This is a genomic window from Paenibacillus sp. OK060, from assembly GCF_900101205.1.
Lineage (GTDB): Bacteria > Bacillota > Bacilli > Paenibacillales > Paenibacillaceae > Paenibacillus > Paenibacillus marchantiae.
In genome coordinates, this window is record NZ_FNFR01000019.1 from 1 (window position 1) to 12,489 (window position 12,489).

12 protein-coding genes are annotated in these 12,489 nt (G+C 45.1%); 2 read left to right on the forward strand and 10 right to left on the reverse strand.

Annotated elements, in window-relative coordinates:
* Window positions 1-613 precede the first annotated feature (613 nt).
* The 4 genes from rocF to BLS14_RS31955 form a co-directional block, all read right to left on the reverse strand.
* A complete protein-coding gene (gene rocF / locus BLS14_RS31940) occupies window positions 614-1,582 on the reverse strand; it encodes an arginase (RefSeq protein ID WP_083584913.1) in 969 nt (322 codons plus the stop codon).
* A gap of 53 nt (window positions 1,583-1,635) precedes the next feature.
* Entirely contained in the window at window positions 1,636-2,829 is a 1,194-nt protein-coding gene (locus BLS14_RS31945; protein WP_090955863.1) for an ornithine--oxo-acid transaminase, read from the reverse strand.
* A 138-nt stretch (window positions 2,830-2,967) separates the two neighbouring features.
* Window positions 2,968-3,624, reverse strand: coding sequence for an amino acid ABC transporter permease (locus tag BLS14_RS31950; RefSeq protein WP_090955836.1), 657 nt, complete (start codon window positions 3,622-3,624; stop codon window positions 2,968-2,970).
* Window positions 3,625-3,647: 23 nt separating this feature from the next.
* On the reverse strand, window positions 3,648-4,469 hold the full coding sequence (locus BLS14_RS31955; protein WP_090812071.1) for a transporter substrate-binding domain-containing protein: 822 nt from the start codon (window positions 4,467-4,469) through the stop codon (window positions 3,648-3,650).
* A gap of 328 nt (window positions 4,470-4,797) precedes the next feature.
* Here BLS14_RS31955 and BLS14_RS31960 point away from each other — a divergent pair, with 328 nt between their 5' ends.
* The gene (locus BLS14_RS31960; protein ID WP_090812069.1) at window positions 4,798-5,442 is read left to right on the forward strand and encodes a GntR family transcriptional regulator; all 645 of its coding nucleotides are present in this window, start codon (window positions 4,798-4,800) and stop codon (window positions 5,440-5,442) included.
* A 180-nt stretch (window positions 5,443-5,622) separates the two neighbouring features.
* On the opposite strand, the gene BLS14_RS31965 is transcribed toward BLS14_RS31960, so the two are convergent.
* On the reverse strand, window positions 5,623-6,363 hold the full coding sequence (locus BLS14_RS31965) for a class I SAM-dependent methyltransferase (RefSeq protein WP_063568135.1): 741 nt from the start codon (window positions 6,361-6,363) through the stop codon (window positions 5,623-5,625).
* Window positions 6,364-6,527: 164 nt separating this feature from the next.
* Between BLS14_RS31965 and BLS14_RS31970 the strand changes: the two genes are divergently transcribed.
* Window positions 6,528-6,890: a hypothetical protein gene (locus tag BLS14_RS31970; protein ID WP_063568136.1), complete on the forward strand. Its 363-nt coding sequence runs from the start codon at window positions 6,528-6,530 to the stop codon at window positions 6,888-6,890.
* A 68-nt stretch (window positions 6,891-6,958) separates the two neighbouring features.
* Here BLS14_RS31970 and BLS14_RS31975 read toward each other — a convergent pair whose 3' ends face one another.
* The 5 genes from BLS14_RS31975 to BLS14_RS31995 form a co-directional block, all read right to left on the reverse strand.
* The gene (locus BLS14_RS31975; RefSeq protein ID WP_256336789.1) at window positions 6,959-9,847 is read right to left on the reverse strand and encodes an S-layer homology domain-containing protein; all 2,889 of its coding nucleotides are present in this window, start codon (window positions 9,845-9,847) and stop codon (window positions 6,959-6,961) included.
* A 310-nt stretch (window positions 9,848-10,157) separates the two neighbouring features.
* Complete coding sequence (locus BLS14_RS31980; RefSeq protein ID WP_017691121.1) at window positions 10,158-10,385, reverse strand: cold-shock protein; 228 nt, start codon at window positions 10,383-10,385, stop codon at window positions 10,158-10,160.
* 189 nt (window positions 10,386-10,574) lie between these two features.
* Window positions 10,575-10,775 (reverse strand): cold-shock protein, encoded by a 201-nt coding sequence (locus BLS14_RS31985; RefSeq protein ID WP_024633772.1) that lies wholly within the window; start codon window positions 10,773-10,775, stop codon window positions 10,575-10,577.
* Window positions 10,776-11,163: 388 nt separating this feature from the next.
* The gene (locus BLS14_RS31990; protein ID WP_063568137.1) at window positions 11,164-11,400 is read right to left on the reverse strand and encodes a DUF6953 family protein; all 237 of its coding nucleotides are present in this window, start codon (window positions 11,398-11,400) and stop codon (window positions 11,164-11,166) included.
* Between the two features lie 133 nt (window positions 11,401-11,533).
* Window positions 11,534-12,319, reverse strand: coding sequence for a CPBP family intramembrane glutamic endopeptidase (locus BLS14_RS31995; RefSeq protein ID WP_090955840.1), 786 nt, complete (start codon window positions 12,317-12,319; stop codon window positions 11,534-11,536).
* Window positions 12,320-12,489 lie beyond the last annotated feature (170 nt).

Consider the following 12,489-nt stretch of genomic DNA (forward strand, 5'->3'; position numbering starts at 1 on the left):
GAAGACGTGTACCGATTTCTCAGCGTCGATCTTGCAAGCAAGATCGTTACTCACTCGTTGTTCAGTTTTCAAAGATCAAACTTGTTTCATTGCCGTGTGTTGTTCACCTCAGCAACTTTTATATCTTATCACATCCGAACCAACTTTGCAAGCTCTTTTTTTAAGTTTCTTTCGAAGCTTATTTCATTCGCTTGCCGCACCGTGTTTCTCGTGTTTTCTTGGCCGGAATTAGAATATACCATGTACAGATTATGAACGCAAGCTTTATTTTCAAAAAAAACTTTAGAACCACATTCTCCATCAGATAATCCACAATCTCTTTCTTCTATAGTAGAGCCCTCGTATATTTACCCAAGGCTCCTTAGGTAAAAAGAAAGCCACGCTAACCAAACATTATTACTCTATAAAGCTAACTTCACCCTCCATCCGTTCAGAAGTAAAGAAGTGCACCCTACAACCATTAGCCAGGGAAGTACTCATACCTATCTTCACTCCGTTGAAGATCGTATGGATGAGTCTGACCCTGGCTCTTATATAACCTTACATTATATGATTAGACATTACCTTCTATAAAAGCATGAATTCATCCGAACAAGAAATATCTATACAACCGTTATAAGATCCGTTTACCCAGCAATGAAGCAATCAGTTCTACTCCAAGGCGGGCCGTATGCCTATTCTGATCAAATAGCGGATTAACTTCCACCAGATCCATGGACGTAACTCGGTTGGTAGAAGCGAGCAGCTCCAGTGCGAAATGAGCTTCACGGTAATTCAATCCCCCTGGTACCGGCGTACCCACACCCGGAGCCTCACGCGGATCAAGACAATCCATATCAAAGCTAATATGAATACCGTCTGTTCCTTCCCCGACTACAGCCAGCGCCTGTTCAACAACCTGTTGTATACCTATCCGATCAATATCATGCATTGTAAAGCTCTTAATGCCAAGCGCTCGGATCTGTTCCTTTTCATACACATCCAGATCACGTAAGCCAATGTAGACCAGATTGGAAGGATTAACGAACGACCCTGCACCCGGAATATGAGACAAGTTAAATGCAGAATGCCCCAAAGCGGCAGCAACACTCATCCCATGCATATTTCCAGACAGACTACGCTCTTCTGTGTTCAAATCCGCATGGGCATCAAACCAGATCACACCTAGATTGGAATAATGTGCAGACACCCCAGCAAGAGAACCTATAGCTACACTGTGATCCCCACCCAGAACAAGCGGAAAAGAACCTCCCGCTATCGCCCCAGACACTTCATTGCACACTCGCTCACTCACCTGTCTAACCTCGGATAAATATTTCACACGGTTTCGTTCAATTGGAGCAACAGACTCTGAGGGACAATCTACACGGATCTCTTTTGATACATTTAACCCAAGGCTTGCAATTTCACGTTTCAATCCTGCAGTAATGAGTTCATCCGGACCTAGCTCAGCACCACCTCGCGCCCCACCTAATCCAAAAGGAACTTTAATGATAGCAACGTCATGATGACGTAAAAGCAATTGGCTCGTTTCATTAGAAGCATTCAGCGTTCCTGCAGATTCAATATCATTGTTTTCCATGTAGGTCAGCTCCTTCGCTGCTTATATGAAGTAATCAAAGAATGAAATATTTATCAATCACCCAACACCTGAGTAATTCGCTCCAACGCCCAATCGATCTCAACCTCTGTAATGGTAAGTGGCGGCGCAAAACGGATCGTTGTCTCATGAGTTTCTTTACAGAGCAGTCCAACAGACATTAATTTCTCACAATAAGGACGTGCAGGTACATGCAGATCAACACCGATGAACAATCCTCTACCTCGAATCTCACGCACAGCTGAACTGCGAACTCCCTGAAGCTGTTTCATAAAATAATTCCCCAGACGCTCCGAGCGCTCTGCAAGCTTCTCATCTTCCAGAACTTCCAGTGCTGCGACAGCCACGGCACAAGCGAGTGGGTTCCCCCCGAATGTGGAGCCATGAGAACCCGGTTCAAACAAATCCAGTATTTCTGCATTAGCAGCAATAGCCGAGATAGGCATTACTCCCCCGCCCAGTGCCTTACCCATAATCCAGATATCAGGCTCAACCCCCTCCCAATCAGAGGCAAATCGCCGTCCCGTTCGTCCGAATCCGGTCTGAATCTCATCCGCCACGGTCAACACCCTATGCTGTTTACACAGTGTAAAGGCTTCAGCAAGATATCCTTCAGGTGGGATGACAATACCAGCTTCCCCCTGAATGGGTTCCACGAGAAAAGCGGCCGTGTTTGGTGTAATCGCAAGCTTAAGCGCTTCAATGTCACCATAAGGAATGATTTTGAATCCGGGTGTAAACGGTCCAAAGTCTTTTTTGTACTCTTCTGAAGATGAGAAAGAGGTGACCGTCAGTGTTCTTCCATGAAAATTTCCGGAGCATACGATGATTTCAGCTTGATTTTCCGGTACACCCTTGCATCGATATGCCCATCTTCGCACTGCTTTCACGGCCGTTTCAACCGCTTCAGCTCCCGTGTTCATGGCCAGAATTTTGGGTTTGCCCGTAAATTGCGAGAGCTTCTGATAGAAATGTGATGCCGCACTGCTGTGAAATGCCCGTGATGTTAATGTTACCCGATCTGCCTGATCCTTCAGTGCCTGAATAATCGCTGGATGTCTGTGCCCATGATTTAATGCCGAATATGCACTTAACATATCCATATAACGGTGACCTTCCGGATCTTCGACCCATACTCCCTCCGCCTGCTCAATAACGATCGGGAGCGGATGATAATTAGGTGCAGCATAACGTTCCGACCAATCCATTAACATTTTCGAATCTGACATATACTCCCAGCACCCCTCTTTGATTATATTGTATACAAAATACAATATCAATGTATGCTTCGCCACGACCATTTACGACTCCTGCTCACTTTTTCCGCTATCACCTAAATCCACTCATTCGTAGAGTCCGTATGCACGTTATCGGGATATGGAAAGTCTGCGTTCCAGCCAGGTGAGCAGGTTGGCCAACGTAAATGTAATTACAAAATAGAGGGCAGCAGCAACAAGGAGCGGGGCAAGTGGTTGGAAGGTAACCCCCTGAACGGCTCTGGCTGTATAGATAATCTCAGCAATCCCGATCATGGAAACAAGCGAGGAATCTTTAATGATAATAATGAATTCATTGCCGATAGCTGGAAGCATGTTACGAAAGGCCTGCGGCAGTATAATGTAGCAAAGCGTCATGCCATGAGACATCCCAAGAGAACGCGAAGCTTCAGTCTGTCCTTTATCGATTGCCTGAATGCCTGCCCTGAACACCTCTGCCATGTATGCCGAACTGTTCATAGTCAGCGCGACCACCCCCGACATAAATGCGGATAGGTTCACACCGATTACGGTCAGACCATAATGAATAATGAGAATTTGCACCAACATCGGTGTACCGCGAATGAGTTCGATATATGCCGATGCTACGAATTTGATAGGCCACACTCGTGATATACGCAGCAGTGCCACCATAACCCCCAGTAATGTGCCAAACAAAACCCCAAAGAAGGAAAGCTCCAATGTTACCCACGCGCTACGCACATAGTCCTGCCAATATTCCAGTAGAAAGGAGAAATCTAAATTCACGGCATATCCCTCACTCGCCCGGTTTATTCGCCTAACATCTCATTCGCTTCAACAACGAAGCGATCGATATCTCCGCCCGTTTTGAGCTTCCCCAGCGTACTGTTGATCTGATCAACGAGCTCCTTGTTGCCTTTTTTCACAGCGATAGCCGATCCTCCTTCATCCTCTGCCTGTTCAATCTTCGCGTTTGCAACAACCAGTCCCTCCTGGTTCTTTACATACTGCTGCGCAACCGGCTTTTCCAGAATAAGCGCATCTACCCGCCCGGTCTGCAATTCAAGAATCAATTCGGGAATTTTGGCAAGAGAAGTAAGTTTGGCACCTTGAATGTCCTGAGCAATGCCTTCCTGAATGGAGCTTTTCTGCACACCCACCTGCTTACCCGACAAATCATCCAGTGAGGCCATCAATTCGCCTTCGTCAGCTCTAACGAGTACAGCCTGTTCTGCATAGTAGTAGATATCCGTAAAATCAACGTTCTTCTTTCGCTCTTCTGTAGGGGTTAAACCTGATATCACAAAATCAACCTTGTCCGTGCTGAGCGCCATAAGCAAACCATCAAAATCCATATCCTCAATCTTCAGCTCAGCTCCCATGTCCGCAGCAATCGCCTTGGCAATCTCAATGTCAAAACCAACAATAGTGTCTTTGCCATTAATGCTTTTGTGAAATTCATAGGGTGCGTAGTCTGCACTGGTGCCAAGTACGATTACTTTCTTCTCTGCGCCACCACTCTCCGAGGATGGAGAAGCTTCCGATCCGGCCCCCGTCGTTTGTTCCTGCCCACAAGCCGACATGATTACCACCATTAACAACAGCATCATTGGCAAAAGCACTCTTTTCACTCAACATACCCCTGTTCTGTTTTGGAATGATAAAGGCATATAACTTGTATACAATATACACAAGACAATATATGGGCTTTAATGTAAGTAATACTAACAAACAATCTGTTGTATGGCAATGAATTTAACACATTTATACGCTACAATTCCATATTACGTAATTTATTTAACATGGAACTAACACCATTTTAGATCATTAAGATTGCTTGCCCAACTCCCCCCTCGGTGTTAAGATGATAAAAACTTGAAACTCCCGAACGGCGCACCATTACAGGGCTCACACCCTCACACATCCAATCATCACTATATACAGAAGGGGGGATTCGGTATGGAGGCACCCAAATACCGGTCCTTGAAAGATCACGTTTACGATTATATCGCACAGAAAATTCAAGACGGGACACTGCTCCCCAATCAGAAGATTAATGAAGCGGAGATTTGCAAAAAGCTGGACATCAGCCGCACACCTACTCGGGAAGCCTTATTTCAACTCACTTCTGACAACCTCCTGCAATATATCCCACGCAGGGGATTTATCGTCGCTCCTTTTGACGCTGGCAAAAAACTCGAATTCTCGCAAGCCATCGGTGCGCTTGAGGCACTTGCTGCTACACTTGCAGTAGACCACCTCAAACCGTCTGAGTTCCTGGAGATGGAAGCCCTTGTTGCACGAATGGATGAAGATATTACCCAGCTCGATCTGGCTGCTTACAGTAAGAGTCAATATCAATTTCATAACCTGTACATCCAGCGCTGCGGTAACGCCACTGTCATCGAGATGTTAAACACGTTAAAAAACAGCTTTATTCGCCAATCGTATGTTAGTGACAACAAGCCGAAGCTATCCAGTGTACTTAATGAAGTAAATGAAGAACATCGCCAAATCGTAGTCGCTTTTCGAGCCAAAGATAAACCGCAACTGGAAGCTCTACTGAAGCATCACTGGCGTATTATCGACAACGATATGCTGTAATGCTTTTAACCAAACTCTGGCGTGAACTATTTTCATCACTTACTGGATTGGATTGAGAGTCCCAAAACAAAGAAAAAGCAATCCACTTTAAAGTGGGTTGCTTTTTTAGATGCCAGATTTGGCATCAGCCTATTTTTTTCACATTCGTTATTGGACTAGCCTCTACGCCAAAAAGTAATCCTACTCTTTCTGTTTATTATCGCTATCCATTGATGACTTTGCTTCAAATACCGCATAACCCAGTCTTTTTCCGTATCTCGCAAGCAAACGATCATTGGTGCGACCCATGCGCTGCACTTGCTCATCCTCAAACAAGCTCATATCCATCTCCCGATGAGGATCATGATCCACGCCCCATTTTCCCATAGAACGAGACTGTTCCTTGACCAAGACTTCAGTAAATCCACACTGTCTGAGACGTTTCTTCCATGTAGTCATGGTTGCCAGTGTCCTTATTCCATAAAATTGTTTCAGCCTTCGGCTCATCACCTCTGTCTTCCTTCCGGATAACACCATCTCCCGATCAATGAAGAGACCCCCTGGCTTCAACACTCGCTTATATTCCGTAAGGGTACTTCGCCATTGGGTGAAGATAGTGACAGACTCCACAAATACCACATCAAAATAATGATCCGGAAAAGGCAAGGATTTCACATCTGCCTGAATAAAACGAATATCTAAGCGCTCCCGTCTTGCGCGTCGCACCGCTTTCTCCAACATCTGCCGATTAAGATCCACCGCAGTTACCCGATAACCGTTTCGAGCCAGATAACAAGCCGTCCTCCCTGTACCACACCCCACCTCAAGCACCTTACTATGCGCAGGCAGAGACAGCGTATCCAACAGTTGCATCGTTGCTGTAAACCCTCCCGGATGGGCACTCCCTTCTCCGAGCCGGGCCAGCAAATCATGATAATCCATGAGCTCCCCTCCCTTTTACTCCCTCCAGTGTATGGAGCAGATATAAAAACGGCTCCTCCCCATCTAATATCCGGGTACTCGTCCATACCAATCGTTCTTTTTTTTACTATGATATACAAACCGTTGAATTCAAGCGGCAACCGCACCTAATGAGGGGGATTTGCATGTACAGAATTAATCCGGTATGTGAAGAAACGGTTTCTCCGCACGTTGGACGTTCCGTTTGTCTCGTTATGAACGACGGTAAGCATATGTATGGTACGCTTAGTCAATGTCGTGATGGCAAAGTTTATTTGAACGGATGCTTCGAAGGACCACGACTGTGTTCAGTCAAATCCAAACAGCAACTTGTAAAAAGCAGTAAGAAAAACGCTGTTGCAACAAAGAAAGTTAAATCTTCGGCCTACGGTCCATATGGTTATGGAGGATATGGTGGGGGTTACGGTGGTTACGGCTATGGAGCTGGAGCAGGAATCGATCTGGCTCTGGTAGCAACACTGTTTCTGCTGCCATTCCTGTTCATCTAAACTCTCCAAACAAACAAAGAACCTTCTCGCTTCATGCGAGAAGGTTCTTCGTTTTTCATTTATCACACTTAAAGTTTCTCCTGCAGCCACTGTTGCAGGTTATATAACACTACGGATGCTTTACCCCGGCTTACACCCAACACTTCATCCGCGCTATAATCTTCTGCCAGATAAGAAACCAGCCCCTGGTCCTTCGTGTCCAGATCCGCTTTCAGCACTTTCAATGTGCTTGCCAGCAGTTCATTCGTTTCTTTCTCGGTAATCAGAGCAGATGGTCTGAATTTGTCTTGAGCTGTAGGAACAAGAACACCCATCTTTTCCAACGCTGCTACATAACCCACATACCAACTTCCCGCTTTTACATCTGCATATTTCGATTCCTTTGCTTCCGGCAATTCGGATACAGTCGAAAGGACACCAGACAGCATTTTCACAAACTCGGCACGTGATACACCTGCATAAGGAGCAAAAATACCACCCACTTTGCCGTCAATAATTCCGTCTTTACGCAAAGCAACCAGCTTATCCTGTACATCTTGAGGCAGTCCATCCAGATCAGTGAATGGAAGAGCTGTTGTAGATGACCCTGCACCTGATTCTTGCTCAGGATCGACATTTCCGCCCTCGGCGCCTGCTGGATTCCCTGTTACAATTCCATAACCATTGGTTCCCACATACACACGTCCGTACACTCTCGAATCACCTGTAATCGTTACATTGGCTGAACCATACTGATGCTGATCATCATTAATTCTAATCCAGGAAGAACCGTTATCGTCCGAACGGAAAATCCCATACGTTCCTTCTACTTTGGCGTAGGAATACAATGCCATATGCTCTTGCCCTTCCGCCGCTTTACCCAGACCTATCGTGGCTGCTTCTTCCACATTAGCCAGCTTGGTGAAGGTTTGACCATAGTCTACGGAATGGAACAGACCATACATACTATCGAGTTTCTTGTTATCTTTTGCCGCAGCCAGCCAGATCTCACCCTCTGAACCCGGTACAGCTTTGAAGTTACTCGTTAAGGCAACAGGCAGTCCAGTTGCGGTCGTTTTCTCAAACGTAACGCCACCATCACGACTCACATAAAAGGCCCCATTCGAGAATCCGTAGAAAACAGATCCATTCACACGGTCAGCCGAGACACGTGCACCTTCCGGAATACCTTTCGAAGCTTTCCAGGTCGCACCCTGATCGGTCGAAATACTCATCGGTCTTGCTTCTCCTTCAGCTTTGCTGACAGGACTCCATAGAATCGATTTCCCGTCAGCGCTAAAGGCCGCATGTCCACCCTCTGTCTTATCTTCATCGGAAGAGATCCAGGCATTCGAAGCAGGCTTCCAAGTTACGCCGTTATTCGTGGAAATTCCCATTCGAGCAGCCTTTCCTTCCGCGTTACCTACACGTACAACCAGATTCGGGTTCAACTCTGCATAATCAATATCCGTACTGGTTCCGAGATACGGATTCGTAATCATCTCCGGCGCCTTATCCAGGTCAGCATGACGGAATCCGCCAATGTCACCCATCGCACTCAGAAGAGGCGCCCCCGATGGCGGGCTGATAAGACCAAGTATGGCCGTCTCTTCAATACCATCCGCTTTGACGGAAATTTTCACCGTTTCATCTCGGTCTAGGGCTGTTACGTTATCCGAACCGTACAACGTTGCGCCTGTACCATATAGGATTTTATTCGAATCAAACGGATCAATCTCCAAGTCGCCAATCATCCATCCCAATTTAGGTGAAGTTTCAGGCAACTCCTTTTTCTCGCCCCAATCCAGCCAAGGAGATAGAGAATAATCGATAGTAAAATGATTTTCCCGACTTGGGTCTTTGGCATAATCCAGTGTCCAGAATGATTTCCATGTCTTCCCGCCGTCGGTGCTGCGGTAAATGAAGTCATCTGGCCACCATTTGTTCATCGTTGCGACCATTAGTGTATTCGGATCTTTGCTGTCCACTGCAAGCCCACCATACGGGTTATCTGTATTACCAGTTGGACTGATATCGGTCCATTTCCCTGTTTTCGTATCCAGTTTCCACACGGCACCTTTACCACCGCTGTATGGTCCAACAAACTCATTGTAAGTGACATATAAGGAGCCATCGGATGCGAGCACACCGTGATGGGGAACAAACCCTTGCGTAGGTTGGCCCTCTATAGGTGCCCAAGTCTGCCCACCATCCGTACTGCGATAGATGCTCTTCTCAGAATCTGCCACTCCAACGTATATCGTCTGAGTCGTATGGCCACGCGAACCTGTGTTTGGATCAAAAGTAATCCAGGCTACGCCTGCAATATCGTTATAGTCATCCTTTACATTCCCGACTGCTGTAAAACTGTCTACCTTACTCCAGGTCACTCCGTAATCCGTGCTTTTCCATAGTCCATTTCCGCTGCGAGCACCCAGATACAACACCCGGTTGTTGTTCGGATCGATAGATAAACGCTCACCCATTGAACGCCCAGGCATGTTACCGCCAAGTTTGAATGGAAGCTCTGTCCGCTGCCAAGTATCGCCTCTGTCCGTTGAACGCAATAACACACCGTTCATATCTGTCCAGTCATTCGTATATGTACCTGCTGCTATATAGACGCGATCCGGATCAACGGAATCTGTAGCCAAGCTCTCCACACCCGACATGTTCCATTCATCAAAACCAACAAAATCAAGCAGTTGAATCCACGATTTACTCTCAGCATCATAACGATATGCACCACCAATATCCGTGCGGGCGTATACGAGGTCTTTCTCTGCCTTATTATAGATAATGCCCGGAACGAAGCCGCCACCCACTACTTTGGCCCTTCCCCAATCATAAGTCTGCTCTTTTGTAGCCAATGATGGAGATTGAGTCGAGCTCGGTTCCACACTTTCCGCGAAAGCGTTACCAACAAGAGTCGCACTTAAAGCAGCAACCAGTGAAAGACTTAACCATTTCTTCAAAATGCTTTTCCTCCTCTGAGAACATACGATTACGTCATCGGCAAACTGTAAGCGTTAACAATTTTATCGAAAACGTTTTATTTATTGCGTGTAAATGTGATTACTATCTATTCTACAAACCCTGGATTTAAATAAATACATTGTAAATTGGATATATTTCCATTTCATTATCCGACATATTGGAAAAAAAGATATAAAAAAAGGCATTCGTCAAAACGAATGCCGGGAACTTCATATTTAATACCCTTACCTTTGTACAAGATGTCAGGTTCAACTTAAAAAAAAACACCTCGTTAGAGGCGGGTAAGCTATGTTAAATCCGATTTCCTTTAGGCATCGTTTTAAGATTACTATTCGAATTCTCAAGCAATGGTAGCATCCTAGTCGTGCTGACCATCTCAGAAGCACATATCGGACAAGTAGGTACGTTATCAAACGCAAAATTGTCCCGCATCCATCCTTTGCACGTATCACTCGTACATTCCCAGATTGCCGCATCAGCTTGTGGAATCTCTTCCAACGGTTTTTTGCGATTATACATGACTTCTACCCCCTTTGTTATGGAAAAACATCTAATCCGACGTTATTTCACAGAAGCCACTACTTAGCGGAAGTTTTGTCCCGTCCGGACTTCTGTCTCGACAACTATTGGGCCGACTTTCATTATAACTGCTCAAAAAAAAGAAGCTGCCTTTACCATTATAACATGTTAAAGGCAGCTATGCTTTAATTACAGTTTTACAACTTCTTCTGCTTGAGGACCACGGTTTCCTTGTACAATTTTAAATTGCACGCGTTGACCTTCGTCCAGCGTTTTGAAGCCTTCGCCTGTAATAGCGCTGAAGTGTACGAATACATCTTCTCCGCCTTCAACTTCGATGAAACCGAAGCCTTTATCAGCGTTGAACCATTTTACTGTTCCGTTTTGCATGTGAATTACACCTCCAAATAAAGATTAACATGTTCCTTTGTTCTTTGCAGCAAGCAAATAAAAATTCACACATTGAAAAAGGTACCAGTCATAACCTATAAGTGATCGCCCTTTACAATATGTGAATTAGGTTTTCCACTCTCTACAACTTGTTTTTATTATAACTCCGTTTCCACCAAAAAGCAAATCTTTGTATTTTCTTTTCAAACAGCTTTGGAAATACATGTATTCGCACGCACTGGAACAGGGTTTGTAGCTTGCCCTGCCGCTCATTGCGGTCTTATGAAAGGATATGCAGATCCGAACCAACTTATACATTTTCTATAAAATATTTTGACATGCATATCCAACACATCCATGAAAGCTCAATCCATTACATGATAACACACTAGGTCCATGCCCACATAAAAGCATCACGATCCCATGCAATCTGCCCACGATGTAGCTTGCGGAACGCTTTCTTCACTTCTTTTGATAACGAAGTATTACCATTCTCATTCACAAATACAAATTCTTCACCAAAATTGGACTTTACATATTCAATTGCAGCTTCCTGATGAAGTGTACCGGTGAATTTAATCTCCTGCACCATCCATTCCGCCACTGCCTGTGCTGTCTTTTCCACAATATCACCTATTTATCTATGCATTGTACGGATGAACGGGCCTCCGATTATGAACAAGCCTGTCATACCGCCAGACTGAAGTATACCACGATCCCATGGCTGGCGGTAAACAGAGTTATGCATCAACGCCCGTTTAATGAACCACTGAACTCCCCGGTGTACTACTCTCTGAAGAAGATGACTTTGTTCGAACGCTAAACGTCAACCATACGCAATAAGCAACCAACACAACCAATATGAAGATATCGTAGGGAAGTGTTCCGGTATCTTGCCGGTCGTTCCCAAGAAATTGAATCAAATTATGTATGAAATGAAACAGAATCAGCGGCACGATATTTCCGTTCTTCAACATTAACAGCGCGAGCGCTGCTCCCAACAGCAGTGCATAGATCAGTTGCAGAAGGGTGTCTGACATACTCTGACCGGATAATGCATTCATGATATGAGTGATAGAAAATAAAACACTTGAAGTCGCAACTGCCGCAACCGCACTCTTACGAAGCAAAGTTTTGAAGATTAGTCCACGATAAATGGTTTCCTCCACAAAAGCGACAAGCAAGGTGAAAAAGATAAAAAAAGCGACCTTGGACAAGGTTAATTCAGTAAATCCTTTCAGCGCAAGAGTACCCAGTACAAGGAGTAGTGGAATATAATACTTTGCATGACTTGCCGGGATAGTTCTTATGGAGCGAAATCCAGTCTCTCTCCATTTGCGTCGCAGGGTGAGATAAATAATGAGCACGAGGGCAATTGGAGTAAACGACATCAATACGGGTGATGTGTAGTCCAGTTGCTTCACGGTAGCGACCGCCCCTGCCGCAAAAACCACCAGCAAAAGGAGCAGTTCAATAATGACTACCGTCAGCACGGGCCTTCGCGCGGAAAAGGATTGATTTTGCTTGGATTGCGGGGTTTTCATAAATTGTACCAGCCTCATTTCATTTTTAATGGTTGTCACATGAACTCATATGACAATTTAGTTGTATCATATCTATTGGATATTCGGATATCCTTTTCTGGATAAAACTATAAAAGTAACAAAAAAGAGAATTCCTCTTACAGCTTTTACCTTACAATCAGGTATGGCTC

Coding starts and splice junctions, on each gene's coding strand:
- rocF (WP_083584913.1), bottom strand. CDS start 1,582: ATGGAAAACAATGATATTGAATCTGCAGGAACGCTGAATGCTTCTAAT.
- BLS14_RS31945 (WP_090955863.1), bottom strand. CDS start 2,829: ATGTCAGATTCGAAAATGTTAATGGATTGGTCGGAACGTTATGCTGCA.
- BLS14_RS31960 (WP_090812069.1), top strand. CDS start 4,798: ATGGAGGCACCCAAATACCGGTCCTTGAAAGATCACGTTTACGATTAT.
- BLS14_RS31965 (WP_063568135.1), bottom strand. CDS start 6,363: ATGGATTATCATGATTTGCTGGCCCGGCTCGGAGAAGGGAGTGCCCAT.
- BLS14_RS31970 (WP_063568136.1), top strand. CDS start 6,528: ATGTACAGAATTAATCCGGTATGTGAAGAAACGGTTTCTCCGCACGTT.
- BLS14_RS31980 (WP_017691121.1), bottom strand. CDS start 10,385: ATGTATAATCGCAAAAAACCGTTGGAAGAGATTCCACAAGCTGATGCG.
- BLS14_RS31985 (WP_024633772.1), bottom strand. CDS start 10,775: ATGCAAAACGGAACAGTAAAATGGTTCAACGCTGATAAAGGCTTCGGT.
- BLS14_RS31995 (WP_090955840.1), bottom strand. CDS start 12,319: ATGAAAACCCCGCAATCCAAGCAAAATCAATCCTTTTCCGCGCGAAGG.